Source organism: Stenotrophomonas sp. PA-6-5C, assembly GCF_021605635.1.
Classification (GTDB): domain Bacteria; phylum Pseudomonadota; class Gammaproteobacteria; order Xanthomonadales; family Xanthomonadaceae; genus Stenotrophomonas; species Stenotrophomonas lactitubi.
In genome coordinates, this window is the sequence record NZ_WKEE01000003.1 from 1 (window position 1) to 20,455 (window position 20,455).

Consider the following 20,455-nt stretch of genomic DNA (forward strand, 5'->3'; position numbering starts at 1 on the left):
CGGCCGATCCGGTCGATTCCTCCATCCTGTCCGCGCGCTACCGCGCCACCACCGTGGGCATGGTCGCCCTGGTCTCCCTGCATGCCTTCGAGGCGCTGGCGGTAGCCGCTGCGATGCCCACCGTGGCCGAGGCCCTGGACGGCCTGCGCCTGTATGCGCTGGCCTTCGGTGGCACGTTGGCCACCAGCGTGATCGGCATGACCCTGGCCGGCCGCTGGGCCGACCGCCACGGGCCTGCACGCCCGCTGTGGTGGGGCCTGGCCTGCTTCGTGCTGGGCCTGCTGCTGGCCGGCTTCGCAATGCGCATGGGCATGCTGGTGGCCGGCCGACTGCTGCAGGGCCTCGGCGCCGGTGCCATCTCGGTCTCGCTGTATGTGATGGTCGGCCGCACCTATCCCGAGCATCTGCGGCCGAAGATATTCGCCGCGTTCTCTGCCGGTTGGGTGGTGCCCTCGATGATCGGCCCGGCACTGAGCGGGGTGATCGTGCAGCACCTGGGCTGGCGCTGGGTGTTCCTGGCGGTGCCGCTACTGGCAATACCGGCCGGCCTGCTGCTGCGACCGGCGCTGGCGCGCATGCAGGCTGCAACCACGGATGTTGCCGATGATGGCCGCGGCAGCATCGTGCGCTGGGCGACCGGCGCGTCCTTGGCTGCCCTGCTGCTCTACCTGGGTGGGCAGCAACAGGGCGTGCCGGCGCTGGTGTGCATCGGCGTGGCGATGCTGGCGCTGTTGTTCTGCGTGCATCGCCTGTTGCCGGCCGGCACCCTGCGCCTGCGCCGCGGCCTGCCCAGCGTGATCGCATTGCGTGGTGTGGCCGCTGCCGCGTTCTTCGCCTGCGAGGCCTACCTGCCCCTGCTGCTGCAGCGCGAGCGTGGGCTGTCGCCCAGCTGGGCCGGTGCCGTGCTGAGCCTGGGTGCACTGGGCTGGTTCACTGGCTCGTGGCTGCAGGGTCACCAGCAGCGCGGCTGGTCGCGCCAGCAACTGCTGCGCGTCGGCACGCCGCTGATGACCGTGGGCATCGCCGCGACACTGGCGGTGCTGTTCACTGCGGTGCCACTGCCGGTCGCACTGGTCGGCTGGACGCTGACCGGCTTCGGCATGGGCATGATCTACGCCAGCCTGTCGGTGCTGACATTGTCGTTGTCACCGCCGCACGAACAGGGCGCGAATACCTCGGCCCTGCAGCTGAGCGAAGCGCTGTCGGTGACCACCGCACTGGCGGTATCCGGCGCGCTGTTCGCGTTGTTCGTGGAAAGCGCCCCGCATACCGGTTACATCCTGTGCCTGGCCATCACCCTGGGCCTGGCCGCGTTCGCCACCGTGATTGCACGTCGCGTGTAGACGGAGACGCAGGTTCCGCCGGGGCGCGCCCGGCGGACGCCGCGATCAGGGCTTCGCCACCGTGCCCACTTCATCGATGTCCTGGTGCAGGATGCGGCGCACTTCCAGCACCGCCTGCGGGGTTTCCTGCACGCTGTGACCGGAAATGATCACCTTCTCCGACAGCGCGCCGGGCAGGTGCGAACTCCAGTACGGCACCAGCCCATCATCGGACTTCTCCACCGGCAGTTCCGGCTTGCGCTGGGCGATGATCGAGTGGTACTTCAGGCCCGGCGTGATCGGCAGCTGCGCCGCGGCTTTCACGAACGGGTCGCTGGCCTTGAGGTTGTCGATGCTGTTGGGGATCTTCGGCTTGGCCGTGCCATCCACCTGCTGCTCGGCCTGCGCCAGGGCCAGGAACACATCCTCGAACTTGCCGAGGATGGTCAGCGGCAGGCGAACGAGGCGGCCGATCAGGCGACCGACCTTGTTGCCGGCGATATCGGTGCCCTGGTGCGGGGCCGCGATGAAGATCGCACGCTCCACGTTCGGTTCGGCCTTGAAGTGCAGCAGCGGCCCCAGCTTGGACTGCACCCGCTTCAGGCGTTCGCCCTTGAGGTCATAGTTGGCCAGCAGATCATTCCACAGCACGTCGCCGGAATCGCTGACCAGCAGCCGCGCCAGCACGCCGCCCATGCTGTGGCCGATGTAGACCATGTCCTTGGACGCACGCGTGCTGTTGTTGGGGTCGAAGTGCTTCAGCGTGTCGTTGAACGCGTTGGCGATCTCATAGCGGTTCAGCGCAATCGGCGCGTTGGTCGGGTAGTACACCTGCCACACCTGGAACTGCTGGCGCAGCTCAGGGTCACCCATGATCTCGTTGGCCAGGTTCACCCAGGCTTCCGGGCTGCTGCCCAGACCATGCAGCATGAAGATGATGCGGCGGTTCGGATCCCACGGCTGCATCAGGTAGATATGCGGCTCACCGATGCCTTCGCTCATGCCGAACAGGGTACGCAGCGACTGCGTGGCGAACCCGCTCTGGGCCAGCCACAGGCCGTAGGCGGCGGTGAAGTTGCCCGCCAGCGGCACCTCTTCGCCATGCAGGGTGATGCGCTCGGTCGCCTCGGGCGAATAGCCATCCAGCAGCACCTGGCGGGTGCGCATCACGTCCTCCAGCGTGTTGCCTTCAAAACGCAGCAACGCCGTGACGTTGATCGAGGACATCTCGCTGTACTCGGGCACCGAATCGTCGTGCTGGTGGCGGCGTCCGCGACGTACGCCCTCTTCCTGCTCGTCCTTGGTGGCCTGCGCCTGTGCCGTTTCGGCCTTCGGCCCTTCCGCGGCGACCACCGGCACCACCAGCTTCGGCGGGTCCATCACCATCACCAGCTCGGCGCCGAAACCATCGCGGCGATAGGTGCTGCGCATGCCCACGAAGCTGACAGTGCCGGCCGGCACCAGCTGCTTGGGGATGCTCTTCAGCGACAGCCGCTGGAAATCGGACGCCAGCGTCCAGCTGCCTGCCGACACCGGCTTGGTGTAGTCCTCGCCGGCCAGCGCTGCGGCACGAGCGCGCGCGAACAACACCACGGCGGCCTTCTCGGCAGCATAGTTGTAGTAATCGCGCACCTGCGTCTGCCGGTCCTCGAACGCACGATCAGAAGGCGAGCGTCCGCTGTAGAACAGATAGGCGTAGCCATAGCGCGCCGCCTCCAGCCACGCATCCAGCGCCGCATCGCTCATCGGTGGTTCGTTGGCCGCCTGCTTCTTCGGCGTCAGTGCCAGAGCGGCCTTCACCCACAGCTCGGACAGCGTCGACAAGCGCTGCTCGACGTTGAGGTCATCGGTCATCAACAGCGTGCTGCGGCAGACCAGGAAGTCCTTCTCGCACTGCGATTCGTCCAGCCCGGCCGCACTCAGCGTCTCGCGCGAGGCGGGGCTGAGCTTGCCGGTGTTGAGCACGTCGGCCCGCTTGTTGACCAGGTAATCGCTGGACGCCACCTGCTTGACGGTGACCATCGCGCAGCCGCTGCCACCCAGCAGCAGGAAGGCAGCCAACAGCGCCGGCAGCACGCGCTGCCAGCGGAACGGGATCATCGGGGTCATTGCTGCGGGTCCTGCTCGGTGCCGGGGATGCCCTGGCGGATCACGGTGGAGAAATCATCGTCGGGGGCCATCTTCAGCGCGCGCTCGGTGATGCGGCCCTTGGCATGCAGTTCGGCGTACGGCACGCCAGGCGTGAGCGCACCCACTTCCTGCGCGTACTCGGCCAGGTAGCCCGAGGCCAGCAACCGATAGTCCAGCGGCAGGCGCGGGGCGATATGCCGCGCCAGATCGAAGACGATCGTGGTGCAGTTGCTGGTCAGCGTGTTGTAGAAACCGGGCGTGGCGTCGAGCTGGCGTGCCTGGTCGATGTAGGCAGCGAACAGGGTCTTCAGCTGGTTGCGGTCCATGCCATGCAGGCGGTACAGGTAGACGTCCTCACCGCGCGCGTTGGTACGGGTGCGGATGATGTCGGTTTCCTCGGAGGCGACCAGCGTCATCTCGAACTTGCGGAAGAAGCCGCCCAGCGCCGAGAACGATTCACCGCGCTCCTTGCGGATTTCCAGTGAAAACACCAGGTGGCGCCCGTCCTCGAATCCGAACGAGACCAGGGTGTGGGCGATCGCCGGGCCCATCCAGTACGACAGCACCAGATCGGCCGAACGCAGCTGGTCGAGGTCATAGCTGCGGCGCACCCAGCGCGCGTCGTAGTCGGTCTCGGTGCGCCAGGTGAAATCGCGCACGTTGTCCAGCACCACGTGGCGGCCATCGAAGGATTCCACGTGCAGGCGCTGTGCCACGTCATCGGCCCAGTCGCGGTCCTGGCGCGGGGTCAGCAGCAGCCACCACAGCCCCGCAAGCGCCAGAGCGCCGGCAAAGCCCGCCCACAGCCTGCGCGTGCCACGGCCGCGCGCCACCTGCCAGGCCGCCCAGGCGGCGGCCAACAACCACAGCAACGCCACAGCGCCGCCCAGCCAGCCCGGCCCGGGCATCTGGTAGGTCAACAGACCGGCCACCCACAGCGCCAGCAGCACCATCACACATCCTGTCATCCATCGTCCTGCGGCTTTCACTGGCGTCCTGTCGAGGTCCCGGGGCGGCATAGTTAGCCACAAGCCGCCTCACGGCGACATCTACAACCGGTTCAGGCTGGCGTGGCCGGGGGCATACTGGCACCCACCAAGGGCGCACAGGGAACAGAGATGGGCATCACCACCGTGGCCGGCGTAGCCGTGCAGGCGCAGCACCGGGCCAGTTGTCATTGCGGCACGGTCGAGCTGCTGCTGGACCTGCCCGAGGGCATCGTCGACCCGCGCCGCTGCGATTGTTCGATGTGCCGGCGCCGCGGCGCCATCGCCGCCAGCGTGGCACGGGACGGGCTGCAGATCGTGCGCGGCCAGGCTCATCTGCGCCTGTACCAGTTCAACACCCACGTGGCCGAGCACTATTTCTGCGGCGTCTGTGGCATCTACACGCACCACCGCCGCCGCTCGAACCCGGACCAGTACGGCTACAACGTGGCCTGCCTGGAAGGCATCGATCCGTTCGCGCTGGGAACGATTCCGGTCAATGACGGGGTGAACCACCCCGCCGACCGTACTGGTTAGTGCCGGCTGCGCCGCAGCGGCGGCGCGATCTTCTGCCACGGCGCCATGCTGGCCCGGCCGACGCGCAACGGGCGCTTCAACGGCGCTCGACGCGAGGGCGTGTCCGCTGCAGGCGGCAGCGTCTCGACGGGCAGCACAGGGCGCGGGGGCCAGAGTCGGTCGAGCAACCACATGGCAGGTCTCCGTTGGGGGCGGGACGATCTACCGTACCGGTGCCCAGGCCAAGACCGGGTGATGGCGCTGCGGCATACCGATGACAGCTGGCGGCCCTGCCCTCAGTGCACCGGCCGCGCCCTGCCCAGCCGCCGTACCAGCACGAAGAACAGCGGCACCAGCACCACCGCCAGCACCGTTCCCGAGAGCATGCCGCCGATCACGCTCATGCCGATCTCACGGCGGCTGACCGCGCCGGCGCCGGTGGCCAATGCCAGCGGAATGACGCCTGCCACGAAGGCCAGCGAGGTCATCACGATCGGCCGCAGGCGCAGGCGCGCGCCCTGCAGTGCCGCGTCCACCGCTGAACTGCCGGCGCGGTAGCGCGCTTCGGCGAACTCCACGATCAAGATCGCGTTCTTTGCCGACAGTCCAATCGTGGTCAGCAACCCGACCTGGAAGTAGATGTCATTGACGAAGCCCGCAGCCGTCGTCGCCAGCACCGTACCGATCACGCCCAGCGGGATCACCAGCACCACCGCCACCGGAACCGTCCAGCTCTCGTAGAGCGCGGCCAGGCACAGGAAGATGAAGGCAATCGACGCGGCATACAGGTACAGGGTCTGGTTGCTGGCCAGTTGTTCCTGGTAGGACAGCCCGCTCCATTGCAGATCGAATCCGGGCTGATCGGCCACCAGCGCCTGCATGCGCTGCATCGCTTCGCCCGAGCTGCGCCCTTCGGCCGCACTGCCCTGGATCTGCATGGCAGGCAGGCCGTTGAAACGCTGCTGCAGCTGCGGCCCACGCGCCCAGTGACTGCTGGCAAAGCTGGCGAACGAGGCCATCTGACCGTTGCCGCCGCGCACATACCACTGACCGATGTCGTCGGGCACGCTGCGGTAGGGCTGGTCGCCCTGCATGTAGACACGCTTGACCCGGCCGCGGTCCAGGAAATCATTGATGTAGCTGCCGCCCCAAGCGGCAGACAGTGTGGAATTGATGTCGGCCTGGGCCAGACCCAGCGCACTGGCCTGCGCGTGGTCGATGTCCAGCCTCAGCTCGGCCTTGTCACCCAGCCCGTTCAAGCGCACCGACGTCAGCCCATCATCCTCGCCGGCCGCGCGCAGAACCTGTTCCTGCGCCGCCTGCAAGGCCACGCGACCTGCCGCGCTGGTGTCCTGCAGCCACAGTTCGAAACCGCTGGACTGGCCCAGGCCACGCACGGCTGGCGGAGCGAGCACATTCACCTTGGCATCGGGCAGCTTGCGGAAATGAGCATTGGCACGCGCGATGATCGCTGCCGCAGTGTTGTCGCCGTTGCGCTCGTCCCACGGCTTGAGAGCCAGGAAGCCCTGCCCCGCATTCTGGCCGGTACCCGCATTGTTGCGACCGACCACCACGAACACCACGTCCAGGTTCTGCTTTTCATGCTCCATGAAGTAGCGGCTGATCTGCTCGCCCAGCGCCTCGGTGCGCGCCATCGGCGTGCCTTCCGGCGTGGAGAACTGGAAGGTCACCTGGCCCTGGTCCTCCACCGGCAGGAAGCCGGTCGGCATGCGCGCATACAGGGCAATCATGGCGACCACCAGCAGCAGGTAGAACGCCATCCAGCGCCGCGGACGGGCAACCACGGCGCCCAGCTTGCCCTGGTAGGCCGACTGGCTGCGTTCAACGCCACGGTTGAATGCGGCGAAGAATCGTCCCGGTGGTTTCTGCGCCGACGAGGGCTTGAGCAGGGTCGCGCACAGCGCCGGGGTCAGGGTCAGCGCGACCAGCGCCGACAGTGCCATGGCCGATGCAATGGTGATCGAGAACTGCCGGTAGATGATGCCGGTGGAACCACCGAACAGCGCCATCGGCAGGAACACCGCACCGAGCACCACGGTGATGCCGATCAGCGCACCGGTGATCTCGCCCATCGACTTCTCGGTCGCCTCGCGTGGCGGCAGATGCTCTTCGTGGATGATGCGCTCCACGTTTTCCACCACCACGATCGCATCATCGACCAGCAGGCCGATGGCCAGCACCATCGCGAACAGGGTCAGCGTGTTGATGGTGAAACCGGCCACCGCAAGAACGCCGAAGGTACCCAGCAGCACCACCGGCACCGTGATCGCCGGAATCAGGGTGGCACGCACGTTCTGCAGGAACAGGAACATCACCACCACCACCAGCACGATCGCCTCGATCAGGGTGTGGATGACCCCTTCGATGGAGACCCGTACGAACGGCGTACTGTCGCGCGGATAGGCGACCTGCAGCCCGGGCGGGAACGTAGGCCGCAGCCGCTCAAGCTCCGCGCGCACTGCATCGGCGGTGGCCAGCGCGTTGGCGCCGGAGGCCAGGGTCACCGAGAAACCTGCGGCTGGATAGCCGTTGAGGTAGCTGCTGGTCTGGTAATTCTCCGCGCCGATCTCGACCCGCGCCACATCGCCCAGGTGCACTGCCGCGCCACTGGGCAGCGTGCGCAGGATGATCGCGCGGAACTGTTCCGGGGTCTGCAGGCGCGACTGCGCGGTGACGGTGGCATTGAGGCTCTGCGTCGCACTGGACGGCAGCGCCCCCAGTTCACCGGCCGTGACCTGGGTGTTCTGCGCCTGGATCGCACTGCGCACATCCGACGGCATCAGGTCGTAGGCACGCAGCTTGTGCGGATCCAGCCACACCCGCATCGCATAGGCCGAACCGAACACATTGATCTCGCCGACGCCGGCAATGCGGCTGATCGGGTCCTGCACGTTGCTGACCAGGAAGTCGGAAACGTCCACCCGCTCCATGCGCCGGCTGGTGTCGTACAGCGAAACCACCATCAACGAGTCGCCCTGCGACTTGGCCACGGTCACGCCCTGCTGCTGCACTTCCTGCGGCAGGCGGTTGATGGCCTGGTTGACGCTGTTCTGCACCTGCACCTGGGCGATATCGGGGTTGGCGCTCTGGTCGAAGGTGACCGTGATCCGCGCCTGCCCCGAAGACGAGCTGGTGGAAGAGAAATACAGCAGGTGGTCGATGCCCTTGATCTGCTGTTCGATCACCTGGGTGACGCTGTCTTCCACCGTCTGCGCAGACGCGCCGGTGTAGTTGGCGGTGATGTTGACCTGCGGCGGTGCGATGTCCGGATACTGCTCGACCGGCAGCTGGGTCACTGCAATCGTGCCGAACGCCATGATGCAGATCGCCAGTACCCAGGCGAACACGGGGCGGTGGATGAAGAAGCGCGGCAGCATGCGCTCAGTCCTTTCCGGCCGGCGCGGCCACGGGCGCGGGCTTTACCCGCACCGGCATGCCGTCGGCAAGGCCCTGCGCCCCCGCCACCACCACCTGCTCGCCGGCGCTCATACCATCAAGCACCAGCCACTGGTTGCCGACCGCGCGTGCGGTGCGGAAGATGCGCAGCCGCGCCTTGCCCTCCTTGTCGACCAGCCACGCCTGCGCCTCGCCCTTGGCACTGCGGTCCACCGCCGCCTGTGGCACCAGCAGCGCCTGCTGCTGCGTGCCCTGGCCCACCTGCGCGCGCACGTACATGCCCGGCAGCAGTTGTCCCTCAGGGTTGGGGAACTGCGCACGCAGGGTGATGCTGCCGGTCTCCTGCTGCACATCGATGTCCGCAAATTCCAGCGTGCCCGGCAGCGGGTAGTCGGTGCCATCGGACAGGCGCAGCCGCACCGGCGCGCTGTTGGCCTGCACGCCACCGGCGGCAATGGCACGACGCAGCGCCAGGTACTCGTTGCTGGACTGGGTGATATCCACGTTCATCGGATCCACCTGCTGGATCCGCGCCAGCGGATCGGCTTGGGCGGATGTCACCAGCGCGCCCGGGGTGAACAGCGCGCGCCCGATGCGACCGGCAATCGGTGCGGTGACCGTGGCAAAACCCAGCCGCGTGCTGGCGGTATCGCGCGCCGCCTGCGCCGCCTGCACTGCCGCAGCCGCCTGCTGGCCACTGGCGATGGCATCGTCCACCTCCTGGCGTGCGGCCAGCTGGTCCTTGCCCAGCGCCTGCATCCGCTGCGCCCGCAGGCGAGCGGTCACGGCCGCCGCTTCGGCGGTCTTCAGGTTGGCCTGCGCCTCGTTCAGGGCGGCCTGGTACAGCGCCGGCTCGATCTGGAACAGGGGCTGCCCTGCCTTCACCAGCTGCCCCTGCTCGAACAGCCGCTTCACCAGCACCCCGTCCACCTGCGGGCGTACATCCGATTCCTGCGAGGCGATGGTGCGTCCCGGCAGCTCCTGCTCCAGCGCCAGCGCCTGGTTCTGCAGCGTCAGCACGGTCACTTCCGGCGTCGCCGTGCCTGGTTTGGGCGCGTCCTTGCCGCAGCCGGCCAGCAGGGTCGCCAGGGCCAGCAACAGCAGCGGCAGGCGCCAGGTTCGGGGCAGGCGCCTGGCCGCAGCCGGCAGGAAGAAATACGGAAGGGTCATCGGCAGCAGGTTCCACGCGCCGGGGGGAGCGCTCGGCGCCGAATATAGAAGACCCCGCGCTGCGATCCAGCGAAAAGCGCATGAAACATTTTTCATTTGCAGTGCACGCCCGTGGTTGCGAGGATGCGCTGGTCCCAATCTGCAAAGTGGCCCATGCCGCGCGTACTCACCATCGAGGACGACCTTGTCACCGCGGAGGAAATCGCCACCGAGCTGCGCAGCCACGGCTTCGAGGTCGACCTGGTGGCCGATGGCAGCAATGGCCTGGCACTGGCACGCGCCGGCGACTACGCAGTGATCACCCTGGATCGCATGCTGCCCGGCGTGGACGGGCTGACCCTGGTCACCACGCTGCGCCGCGAAGGCGTGACCACGCCGGTGCTGATGATCAGCGCATTGTCGGACGTGGACGAACGCGTGCGCGGACTGCGCGCGGGCGGCGACGACTACCTGACCAAGCCGTTCGCTTCGGATGAAATGGCGGCGCGCGTGGAGGTGCTGATCCGCCGCCATGGCCAGACGGGTACAGCCGACAGCGTGCTGCGCGCCGGTGATCTCGAACTGGACCTGATGAGCCGCTCGGTGCGCCGCGGCGGCCAGGAGATCAGCCTGCTGCCGACCGAATTCAAGCTGCTCGAATTCCTGGTCCGCAACGCCGGCCAGGTGGTCACCCGCACCATGTTGTTCCAGGAGGTCTGGGGCTACCACTTCGATCCAGGCACCAATCTGATCGACGTGCATATCGGCCGTGTGCGCAAACGCATCGAGCAGCCCGGCCGCACGCAGCCGATCAAGACCGTAAGAGGAACCGGCTATGTCTTCGACGCGCAATCCTGATCAGTGGCGCTCGTCCAGCAGCCGCCTCCTTGGCCTGTACTGCATCCTGTTCGTTGCCTGGTCGAGCATGCTGCTGGGGGTGATGTACTGGCGCATCTCGGACTACCTGAACGACCTGACCGAATCGGGTCTGCAGCAGCGCGCCCATCTGTTCATGAGCTTCGACGGCCCGGCACTGGATGACGCGCTGCGCGACAGCCAGCGCTTCGACCTGCACCAGGTGTATACGTACGGGCTGTTCGACAACGCCGGCATGCCGATGGCGGGCCCGCTGACGGCCATTCCCGAGGGACTGCCGCTGGATGGCAACTCGCATCCTGTGGCGGGTTGGACACTGGTCGATGGCCCGCATGGGAGCGGTGGCAGCGCGCTCGGCGTGGTGACCCGGGATGGCCGCACACTGGTGTTCGTGCGCCAGAACGGCAAGCTCATGGCGGTCAACAGCATCATCCTCGATGCGCTGCTGTGGGGTGTGTCACTGACCGTCATCCCCGGGCTGGTGGGCTGGCATCTGCTGCGCCGGCGCCCGCTGAAGCGGATCCAGCAGATCGAAGCGGCCACCAACCGGATCATCGCCGGCGACCTCGGGCAACGCCTGCCGGTATCCAACCGCCGCGATGAAATCGATCGGCTGTCGAGCATCGTCAACGCCATGCTGGAACGCATCGAACAGCTGATGACCGAGGTCAAAGGCGTGTGCGACAGCATCGCGCATGACCTGCGTACACCGCTCACCCGGCTGCGGGCGCACCTCTACCGCATGCGCGTGGGCCTGGACGAGCACGACCCGCATGCGGACCCGCTGGACAAGGCGCTGGCGGAGACCGACATGCTGATGGCGCGCTTCGCCGCGCTGCTGCGCGTGTCCGAGCTGGAAAGCCACCAGCGCCGCTCGGCCTTCGACGAGGTCGACATCGCCGACCTGCTGCAGGAGCTGCACCAGTTCTACCTGCCGTTGGCCGAAGAGAAACAACAGGAGCTGCAGCTGCAGGTCGCGCCGCAGATCGGCGTGCTGCGCGGCGATCGCGAGCTGCTGTTCGAAGCGGTGGCCAACCTGCTGTCCAACGCCCTGCAGTTCACGCCCGCGCACGGGCGCATCCTGCTGCGCGCGGTGGACGACCACGGCGCGCCCCGCATCGATGTGATCGACAACGGGCCGGGCATCCCGCCGCAGGACCGCACCTTGATCTACCAGCGTTTCTTCCGCGGCAGCAGCAGTGCCGGGCAAGCTCCAGGATTTGGCCTGGGGCTGTCGATCGTGGCTGCCATTGCCGGACTGCACGGCTTCCGTGTCCGCGCCGGCAGCGGCCCGGACGGCGGCGCCTGGATGAGCATCCGCGGCGCTGCAGACGGCCTCCCCTGAGGCCCGGCCCACCACCCGCAAGTGTGCAGGTGACCAACTGGACCTGGGCTTTGAACATCACCAACCTCACCGCAGGCATTACTACGCGCCATGCCGCGCCTGCGGCGATTGTTTCGCTGGCTACCCACGCGTAGTCACCGGCACCGTCAGCGATCGGTTCTGATCCCTGCAACTACCGATGCCCCGCCCCAAGGCACGCGGTTCCCTGGTTACCCCGGACAGATGCACCGCCCGCCGCCGCTCCCCATGCACGACGCGCATTGCCACCCCCGAGGCAAGCGCGATCAACGCATTCGTGTCTGACCACGCACAGACGGCGGGCGATGCGGGTTGGCGTACCGGACAACTCTGGGACTGACCGGCGGATCATGGTGATCCCCACACATCGCCCACCACGGACAGCGGGTCACGTGATCCGAAGGCGCCATCCGTGCGCCTGCCGATCACGTGCCAGAGTTGATTGTGGGACGCCAATCCCAGCCGGCCGATGATGGCCGACGGGCACATGCTGGTCGTTGTCGCCGGGACGGTATGTAGGAGTTGCCCGCGCCTGTGCATCAGGCTTGCGGCAGGCGCGATTTCCAAGGACAGAATTGCAGGCCGGATCACATTCCGGAGGCATGCACGACGCAGACAACCGCCCTACCCGCGCATGCAGCACGGATGCTCAGCCGGCAATCACGACACTACCGGCTGCGCTGCCATCGCCAGGAAATTCTGCAGCACAGGCGTCGGCGATTCCGGGCGCATGCAGAGCTGCAGTTCGAAGGCGGCATTGCCGCCGTCCAGTGGCCGATAGACGATTTCTTCGGGACGGAACCCGCTCATGCTTGCCGGCACGATTGCCACGCCCGCTTCCACAGCCACCAGCGACAGCACGGCGTGCATGCCCTGCGCTTCCTGCACGACCCGCGGCGTGAAGCCGGCAGCGGTACACAGGCCCAGTACCTGTGCATGGAAGCCGACACCTTCGGCCGATGGCCATGAAACGAAGGGCTCGTTCACCAGGTCTGCGACGTCCAGCCGTTGCTGTGCCACCAGCCGATGCGCGCGCGGCAGGGCAATGGCCAGTCGATCATGGTCGAACGCCCGTAGATGCAGTTCTGCGGAAATGATCGGCGGAATCAGGATGCCGAGGTCGATGCGCCCTTCGCGCAGCCACTGTTGCTGCTGCCGCGAGGTGGCTTCGTGCAGATGCAGCTGCACCTGCGCAAACGCGTGGCGGAACTGGCGGATCAGCGCCGGCAGGCGCCCATAGAGTGCGCTGCCGACGTAGCCTACGCGCAGACTGCCGGTCTGCCCTGCCGCCGATTCGCGCGTGCGCTGCAACGCCTGTTCGGCCTGTTGCAGCGTCGCGCGCGCTTCCACCAGCAGCGTCTGCCCCGCTGCGGTCAGGCCCAGCGTACGGTTGCCGCGCACGATCAATCCCGTGCCCACTTCGTCTTCCAGGCGCCGCATCGCCGCCGTCAACGGCGGCTGCGACATGTGCAGGCGTGCAGCGGCGCGATGGAAGTGCAGTTCTTCGGCCACCGCCACGAACTGGCGGAGCAGGCGCAGATCGATCATTTCATCGCAGGCAGGTGGAGACCCGCCTAGGGTACGCGCTCAGCCGCGCGCGTCGACACTCGGCCGTGCAATGACCGGCCACTGCAGGGCCACCGATTCGATGCTGTCGGCGGCCACGGCGCGCAGGTCGCGTGGATAGTCCGCGTGCTCTGCTTCCTGCAGCCGCAGTGCATGGAACTGGCCGTTGCTGGCACGCAGAATCCAGCCACCCTGCCGGCAGCGCGCCGAAACCAGGAAGGCCACCCCGGTGGCCACGGCATCGGGATGCAGTTCATCCGGCTCTCCGTCGATGCCCCACATGCGGGTCTTGGCCACCGGCGAAACCGCGTTGACCACGATGCCATGCTCGGCGCCTTCCAGGGCCAGTACATTGACCAGCCCCTGCGCAGCCAGCTTGGCCATCGCGTAGCCGCACAGGCCGCGCTGCGCATACTGCGGGTACAGCGCGCGATCGGAGGTGGTCAGCACGATGCGGCCGCCGCCGGCAGCACGCATCGCGGGCCATGCCGCCTGCGCCAGCCACAGCGGTGTCTTTGCGGCCAGGCACAACATCTGCTCCAGCGCATCGTCCTCCACCGCTTCGATACCGGCATAGGCCACCCAGCCGGCGTTGTGGATGATGAAGTCCAGGCGACCGTGGCGTTGCAGGATGTCCTGCACCAGCGCATGGCAACCACTGCGCTCGTTGATGGGGCCGCTGGCGGCCTCGACCGGCAGGCCCTTGCTGCCCAGCGCCGCCACCGCCGTGGCGATGCGCTGCGGATCGGCGCCCGTGCCATCCGTTGCAGCGCCCACGTCATGCATCACCACATGCGCGCCACGTTGCGCCAGCAGGCGGCTGTAGGCCATGCCCAGGCCACCGGCGGCACCGGTCACCAGGCCCACCTGGCCTTCGAACGAGATACTGGAATTGGGTTTCATCCGGCCAGCATCGGCGAGCGCCATCCTCCTCGGCCAATACTGTTTGCACGCCCTCGCGATACGCCAACGGTATCGCGCGGCGATGGGGCTGAGCTCTCAGCGGCTGAAGCGACGGGCACCGGCCACGCAGATCACCGCCGCCACGGTCACCAGCAGCATGCCGGCGCTGACGGTCTCGTGCAGCAGCATCGCCGCCAGCGCCAGGCCGAAGAACGGCTGCAGCAGCTGCAGTTGGCCAACCGCGGCGATGCCACCCTGGGCCAGACCGCGATACCAGAACAGGAACCCGATCAGCATGCTGAACACCGCTACATATCCCAGCGCCCACCATGCGGAAGCAGCGACCGCCGTGAACGAGACCGGGCGCATCGCCACCATCAGCGGCAGCATGACCGGCAATGCCAGCAGCAGTGCCCAGCTGATCACCTGCCAACCGCCAAGATTTCGGGCAAGGCGGCCGCCCTCTGCATAGCCGAGCCCGCACACCACGATCGCCGCCAGCATCAGCAGGTCGGCCTGCAGGGAAGCCTCGATGCCGTTGCGTGCGGCATAGCCGACGACACAGGCGCTGCCCAGCAGCGAGAACACCCAGAACGCCGGGCGTGGCCGGTCGCCGCCGCGCAGAACGCCGAATACCGCCGTGCTCAGCGGCAGCAGTCCGAGGAACACGATGGTGTGCGCCGAGGAGGCGTGGCGCAGGGCGAGCGCGGTCAGCAACGGGAAGCCCACCACCACGCCCAGGCTGACCAGCGCCAGGCCAGGCAGATCGCTTCTGACCGGCCGCGGCTGCCGCAATGCCAGCAGCAACACCAGCCCCAGCAACGCTGCGATGCTGGCGCGTGCGGCAGTAACGAAGCTGGCGTCCAGCTCCATCACCGCCATGCGAGTGGCCGGCAAAGAGCCGGCGAAGATCACCACACCAATGAAGCCATTGATCCACCCGCTTGCCGACCGTTCCACACCCTGCTCCAGAAGTACCGGGCAATAGCCGGCTGTGCCCGTCATTGAGCCACCGGGCGCCGGAGACACACAGCTACAATCCAGTACAGTCACAAGTAACTGTACTGCCCACAATCCCCTTACAGTCACGCCCATGTCCCGACCGTCCAGCCGCATCGACAGCGTCATCCACGCCGTCCGCTCACGCATCAGCTCGCGCCTGGATGGCCCGGGCAGCCGCCTGCCCTCGGTGCGCGCGCAGGCGACGACGATGGGCGTTTCCGTGTCCACCGTGGTCGAGGCCTACGAACGATTGGCGGCCGAGGGCGTGATCGCCGCGCGCGCCGGCTCCGGCTTCTACGTGACTGGCCCGGCAGCACCGCTGGCGCTGGCCGAGATGGAACCGCGCCTTGATCGCGCGGTGGACCCGTTGTGGGTATCGCGGCAATCACTGGAAACCCCGCCCGGCCACCTCAAGCCCGGCTGCGGCTGGATGCCCAGTGACTGGCTGTACCACGATGGCCTGCGCCGTGGCCTGCGCCGCATGGCCCGCGCCGACGCCGCACACCTGGTCGACTACGCGGGGCCACTCGGCCTGCCGGCACTGCGGCAGACGCTGCAGCGACGCGCGGCCACGCTGGGCATCGAAGCGTCGATGGAGCAGCTGCTGCTGGCCGAATCGGGGACGCATGCGGTCGACCTGATCTGCCGCTTCCTGCTGAAGCCCGGCGACTGCGTGCTGGTCGACGACCCGAGCTATTTCAATTACCACGCGATGTTGAAGGCGCATCAGGTCCAGGCCATCGGCGTGCCCTACACGCACACCGGGCCGGATCTGGAGGTGTTCGCCAGCGCATTGCAGGAACACGCGCCGCGCCTGTACATCACCAACGCCGGTCTGCACAACCCGACCGGCGCGGTGCTGTCGGCGACCACGGCACATCGCCTGCTTGGCCTGGCCGAACGCAGCGAACTGATCATCATCGAGGATGACATCTTCGCCGACTTCGAGCTGCGCCCCGCGCCGCGGCTGGCGGCGCTGGATGGATTGTCGCGGGTGATCCATGTCGGCAGCTTCTCCAAAGCCATCTCAGCTGCATCGCGCTGCGGCTACATCGCCGCACGCCCTGACTGGATCGAGGCACTGACCGATCTGAAGCTGGCCACCAGCTTCGGCGGTGGGCACCTGGCCGCGCACCTCATGCAGATCGCACTGACCGACAGCGGCTACCGACGGCACATGCAGGCGGTGCGCACGCGCCTGGCCGATGCGCGCAAGCACACGCTGCGGCAGGTGCAGAAGCTGGGCATCACGCCATGGCTGCAGCCGGAAGCAGGGTTGTTCCTGTGGTGCCAGCTGCCCGATGGTCGCGATGCATCGGCGGTAGCACGGCTGTGCCTGCGCGAAGGCGTGGTGGTGGCGCCCGGCAATGCCTTCAGCCAGTCGCAGCGGGCTGCCGACTACGTGCGCTTCAATGTGTCGCAGTGCCAGGACCCGAAGATCTGGCAGGTACTGGGGAAGGCGCTGCAGACGCGAGAGGGATCACTGGCGATTGACCGGCTGTTGAATACCTCGGACTCAATCGGCGAGGTAGGTCTCTGCGGGAATGTCCAGCAGCTCCGGACCTGAAAGCGTCGCGCCCTGCAGATCGGCGCCGGCGTTCAAGGCATTGTCGATCGCATTGATCAGCGAACTCCGCTGGCAGATCGCCTTGAACGCAGCGCGCGGGCCTTCGTGGTACATGGCCAGGGCGCGCTGAAGACCCGCGGCAAATACCGGTTCACGCTCGAGCGGCAGTTCATGCAGCTCACCCTGCGCGTCAGAGGCGGTGAATGTACGCGGCAGCAGCACGCCCAGTTCCATGTGCCCGATCAAGGCCATGGCGAATGCTTCAGGCAGCCACACCAACAGGCGGCGCATCTTCCCGTGTTCGCTGCCGAGCGCGAGCAGTGCCTGCTCGGCGTGCTCCTCATCCACGTCCTCGCGTCCAAGCAATGTCAGCGCCAGTTCGAAGGCTTCCGCCGATGGCATCGGGGCTGTGCGAGGGTCCATTCGCGCTCTCTGGGATACGGGCAGGCGCCGACCTTAAGCAAAGGCGGCCCATCGTGCAATCGACACTTGCGCAGCACGGTAGAGTGGACGTTCGCCATTGCTGCAGGGATGCTTCCGATGTCCTTCTCCGATCCCCACGCCGTCGCCCGCTACGCCGACGGCCCGCTGCGGCAGGTACCGGGTTTCCTCGGACTGCAGCAGATGACCCACCTGCTGCTGGCCGAACATGTGCCCGACGATGGCCAGGTGCTGGTGCTCGGCGCAGGTGGCGGCCTGGAGCTCAAGGCCTTCGCCGAAGCGCACCCGCACTGGCGGATGCTCGGTATCGACCCGGCCGCACCCATGCTCGCGCTGGCCGAACAGACCCTGGGGCCAATGATGGCGCAGGTGACGCTGCTGGAAGGCTACATCGACGATGCCCCGCACACCGTCTTCGACGGCGCCACCTGCCTGCTCACCCTGCACTTCCTCACCGTTGAGCAGCGCCTGCATACCCTGCGCGAACTGCGGCAACGGCTGCGACCGCGTGCGCCGCTGGTGGTCGCCCACCACAGCGTGCCGCAGGACGCAGACGGCAAGCATCGCTGGCTGCAACGCTACGCCGCATTCGGGGAGGCCTCCGGTATTCCACGTGCCGATGCGCAGCGCGCGGTCGCCGCCATCAGCGAGCGCCTGCCGCTGCTGTCGCCCGAGCAGGAAGTGGCGCTGCTGCAGGAGGCCGGCTTCGAGAACGTGGAGCTGTTCTACGCCGGCTTCAGCTTCAAGGGCTGGGTGGCCTACGCGCCGGCCACACCGGCATAGCACCGCGACGCACGCTCAAGGCACCACGGTGATGCCGATCCGCTGCATCAGCAGCGCGATCTGCTGCACATCCAGCGTGGCGCCACGCAGGTTGGTGCTGCGCACGTCCAGCTCGCCCAGTTCGGAGTTGGTCAGGTCGCAATCGGTGAAGTTGGCCGTGTTCCAGTCGATGCCCTCGAACTGGCCACCGGACAGATCCGACCCAGCGAAACTGGCGCCGCTGACATTGGCCCCGTCCCAGCGGTTTTCCCACAGCTCGCACTTCTCCAGCGTCACCCGCGAGAAGTTGGCATAGCGCAGGTTGGTTTTCTTGATGAAGGCGCTGCAGAACCAGCTGCGCGTGGTGATCTGGTTCATGAAACTGGCGTTGCTGAAATCGGCGCCCTGCGCGCGGCACTCGCTGATTTCCAGCCCCAGCGCCTTGATGAAGTTGAAGTTGCACATGCTGATGTCGCACTGGCGGAAGCTGGCTTCCTTCAACGTGGCACCACTGAAACGGCACCCGGTGCGCGTTTCAGCGTCGTAGAAACCGCAGTTCACGAACTCGGTGGCGGTGAGGTCCGCGCCGGAAAAGTCGCACTCGTGGAACTGCTGGTCGACCACCTTCTGGGCGGTGAACTGATCGACGCCAATGCGCAGCTTGTGGTGAACGGTGGAGGACATGCGGGGTTCCGTGCCGGGTGCCTCGCCATGATGCCGCGTCCGGCCGGGCGGCGGTAGAGCGTGGCCATCGCGGTTCATGGCTGCTGCAGTCGGGATGTGTACAGCGCCAAGGCGGGCTCTCCAGCGGTCCGGCCCGATCGGCAACTGCACACCTTCATGCACCCGAGCGCGGCTGACGTCCTTGTCATGCCATGGACGGCGCAGGCGTACGCCATCAGAGGCGAGGCAGATCCCTGCGACTGCGCTCAGAGAACGGAGCATGCCGATGACGCTTGCGCCGGAGTGTCATCCGCAAGCGCCGATAGCCGATGACGGTCGCCGTCGCGCACAGCGCGATACCTGCCACGCTGAGCAACAGCAGCACGACCAGGCGGCTGTTCGGCTGCCGCAGCAGCGCGGGCAGATCCCAGCTGTGCAGGAAGGAAAACAGCCAGCGCCCAACCCGCTCGCGCCTGCCCATCGTCAACAGCGGATCGCCGGTAGCCAGGTCAACATAGACGCGGGTAGCCTCAGCATCATCGAAGTCGGCCGCCGCCACCGGAAAGCGACGTACCGCGGCGCCATTCATCGCCTCCGCAGCGCGCGGGTAGAAGTAGGCATCGGGCGCCTGCAGGAGGGTGAACCCACGCAGGCGCGCGTCGGACATCGCCGCTACCCTGCCCTGCAGCCAGTCTGCACCGAATGCAGTGGACACCCGCAGTGCGCCGCCACGTTCTGTGACCACGCGCGAATCGGCGTTGCCGTCCAGCGCCACCGCGAACAGTTCACCACCGATGCGTCGCCACTGGATCTCGACCGGCAGGAACTGCGGCGTGTGCACTGCGGCCAGTACCGCACTTGGTTGCGCGATGACTCCTGCATCCACCGGCAACTCACCCTGATAGCGCGCAACGTCGAGCGAGGCGCGTGAGCTGCTGAACACCCCCAAGGGGTTCATCGACATCAATCCACTGAAGATCCAGGTGAAAACGAATGCGCTCGCCATCAATCCGATCAGATGATGCCAGCGCATCCACGGTTCCTGGTACGGCGTCTTCGACCCTGAGCGGTACTGCCCGCGAAACCGCCAGCGCCAGATGCCGACCACGACCCCGCTGATCGCGGCCACCGTACACAGCGCTGAGAGCGCAATCACCGTCCAGGTCCACACCGGGTCCACCGACTGCATGCGCAGGAAGTACAGCCAGTGCAGCCACGCGCCCACATAGTTCCATCGCTGCTGCAGACGCGGTGCATCCAGCACCACTTCGCCGGTGCGCGAGGACACGTAGACATCACCAGACTGTGCGCCAGCCACGCCGACGCGGTACAGCGGCCGATGCGGATCAAGGCCGCGCGAATGCGTCCAGCGATCCTCGTCCAGCGGTGTGGCACCAACGAAAGCCGGCCCACCGGCGAACTGCGCGGCGGAGACTTCGGCCAGCTGCGCCGATACAGGCGGCAATGCCTGCCCGGTAAGCGCCGACCACGCGCCCATGTGCGTCCCAGAGCGCACCACATAGGCGGGCTCGCCACGCAGCGTCGTCAACACAACCCGCTCAGGCTCCTGTCGCACCGCTTCGGGAAGTGCGGAAAGTGCCTGCCAGCCGCGCGCATCGGCCAGTGTGGGCAACGCGGCCAAGCGCTCTCCCGGCGTCAGCTTCGGGTAACCGATGAACAGCATCACCATGCCGCTGACGAACCACAGCAACATCAGCAGGCACCCACCGATGCCCAGCCAACGGTGCACCAGGTAGGTCCAGCGCTTGGCAGTGGATCGCAGCGACATGGC

The 20,455-nt window shown here is 67.1% G+C and carries 15 protein-coding genes and 1 pseudogene; 6 read left to right on the forward strand and 10 right to left on the reverse strand.

Going from position 1 to position 20,455, the window contains the following annotated elements; genetic code table 11:
* Nucleotides 1-23 precede the first annotated feature (23 nt).
* Nucleotides 24-1,343 carry an MFS transporter gene (locus tag GIW57_RS01480; protein WP_236509057.1) on the forward strand — a complete coding sequence of 440 codons (1,320 nt, stop codon included), beginning with the start codon at nt 24-26 and terminating at the stop codon, nt 1,341-1,343.
* A 45-nt stretch (nt 1,344-1,388) separates the two neighbouring features.
* Here the strand turns inward: GIW57_RS01480 and GIW57_RS01485 are convergent, their stop codons facing one another.
* Both GIW57_RS01485 and GIW57_RS01490 read right to left on the reverse strand, forming a co-directional pair.
* Nucleotides 1,389-3,431: an alpha/beta hydrolase gene (locus GIW57_RS01485; RefSeq protein WP_236508973.1), complete on the reverse strand. Its 2,043-nt coding sequence runs from the start codon at nt 3,429-3,431 to the stop codon at nt 1,389-1,391.
* Nucleotides 3,428-4,405: a DUF4105 domain-containing protein gene (locus tag GIW57_RS01490; protein ID WP_236509058.1), complete on the reverse strand. Its 978-nt coding sequence runs from the start codon at nt 4,403-4,405 to the stop codon at nt 3,428-3,430. The genes GIW57_RS01485 and GIW57_RS01490 overlap by 4 nt, the downstream gene beginning before the upstream one ends.
* 165 nt (nt 4,406-4,570) lie before the next feature.
* Between GIW57_RS01490 and GIW57_RS01495 the strand changes: the two genes are divergently transcribed.
* Entirely contained in the window at nt 4,571-4,975 is a 405-nt protein-coding gene (locus tag GIW57_RS01495; protein ID WP_089239261.1) for a GFA family protein, read from the forward strand.
* A 275-nt stretch (nt 4,976-5,250) separates the two neighbouring features.
* Here GIW57_RS01495 and GIW57_RS01500 read toward each other — a convergent pair whose 3' ends face one another.
* Nucleotides 5,251-8,352, reverse strand: a complete 3,102-nt coding sequence (locus GIW57_RS01500; protein WP_236508974.1) for an efflux RND transporter permease subunit — start codon at nt 8,350-8,352, stop codon at nt 5,251-5,253.
* Between the two features lie 4 nt (nt 8,353-8,356).
* Nucleotides 8,357-9,541 (reverse strand): efflux RND transporter periplasmic adaptor subunit, encoded by a 1,185-nt coding sequence (locus GIW57_RS01505; RefSeq protein ID WP_236508975.1) that lies wholly within the window; start codon nt 9,539-9,541, stop codon nt 8,357-8,359.
* A 153-nt stretch (nt 9,542-9,694) separates the two neighbouring features.
* Here GIW57_RS01505 and GIW57_RS01510 point away from each other — a divergent pair, with 153 nt between their 5' ends.
* Nucleotides 9,695-10,378 (forward strand): response regulator transcription factor, encoded by a 684-nt coding sequence (locus GIW57_RS01510; protein WP_236508976.1) that lies wholly within the window; start codon nt 9,695-9,697, stop codon nt 10,376-10,378.
* On the forward strand, nt 10,356-11,741 hold the full coding sequence (locus GIW57_RS01515) for a HAMP domain-containing sensor histidine kinase (protein WP_236508977.1): 1,386 nt from the start codon (nt 10,356-10,358) through the stop codon (nt 11,739-11,741). The genes GIW57_RS01510 and GIW57_RS01515 overlap by 23 nt, the downstream gene beginning before the upstream one ends.
* A gap of 678 nt (nt 11,742-12,419) precedes the next feature.
* Here the strand turns inward: GIW57_RS01515 and GIW57_RS01520 are convergent.
* From GIW57_RS01520 to GIW57_RS01530, 3 genes are all read right to left on the reverse strand, one after another.
* Nucleotides 12,420-13,307: a LysR family transcriptional regulator gene (locus GIW57_RS01520; protein ID WP_236508978.1), complete on the reverse strand. Its 888-nt coding sequence runs from the start codon at nt 13,305-13,307 to the stop codon at nt 12,420-12,422.
* 39 nt (nt 13,308-13,346) lie between these two features.
* Nucleotides 13,347-14,228 carry an SDR family oxidoreductase gene (locus GIW57_RS01525; protein ID WP_236508979.1) on the reverse strand — a complete coding sequence of 294 codons (882 nt, stop codon included), beginning with the start codon at nt 14,226-14,228 and terminating at the stop codon, nt 13,347-13,349.
* Between the two features lie 96 nt (nt 14,229-14,324).
* Entirely contained in the window at nt 14,325-15,188 is an 864-nt protein-coding gene (locus tag GIW57_RS01530; RefSeq protein ID WP_236509059.1) for a DMT family transporter, read from the reverse strand.
* Between the two features lie 133 nt (nt 15,189-15,321).
* On the opposite strand from GIW57_RS01530, the pseudogene GIW57_RS01535 reads away from it, so the two are divergent.
* Nucleotides 15,322-16,698 (forward strand): annotated as a pseudogene (locus GIW57_RS01535) (PLP-dependent aminotransferase family protein); the annotation flags it as partial.
* A 48-nt stretch (nt 16,699-16,746) separates the two neighbouring features.
* Here the strand turns inward: GIW57_RS01535 and GIW57_RS01540 are convergent.
* Nucleotides 16,747-17,220: a hypothetical protein gene (locus tag GIW57_RS01540; RefSeq protein WP_236508980.1), complete on the reverse strand. Its 474-nt coding sequence runs from the start codon at nt 17,218-17,220 to the stop codon at nt 16,747-16,749.
* A gap of 117 nt (nt 17,221-17,337) precedes the next feature.
* Here GIW57_RS01540 and GIW57_RS01545 point away from each other — a divergent pair, with 117 nt between their 5' ends.
* Nucleotides 17,338-18,021 (forward strand): class I SAM-dependent methyltransferase, encoded by a 684-nt coding sequence (locus tag GIW57_RS01545; protein WP_236508981.1) that lies wholly within the window; start codon nt 17,338-17,340, stop codon nt 18,019-18,021.
* Nucleotides 18,022-18,036: 15 nt separating this feature from the next.
* Here the strand turns inward: GIW57_RS01545 and smqnr are convergent, their stop codons facing one another.
* Nucleotides 18,037-18,684 carry a SmQnr family pentapeptide repeat protein gene (gene smqnr, locus GIW57_RS01550; RefSeq protein ID WP_100463451.1) on the reverse strand — a complete coding sequence of 216 codons (648 nt, stop codon included), beginning with the start codon at nt 18,682-18,684 and terminating at the stop codon, nt 18,037-18,039.
* Nucleotides 18,685-18,898: 214 nt separating this feature from the next.
* Nucleotides 18,899-20,452, reverse strand: coding sequence for a PepSY-associated TM helix domain-containing protein (locus GIW57_RS01555; RefSeq protein WP_236508982.1), 1,554 nt, complete (start codon nt 20,450-20,452; stop codon nt 18,899-18,901).
* Between the last annotated feature and the right edge of the window lie 3 nt (nt 20,453-20,455).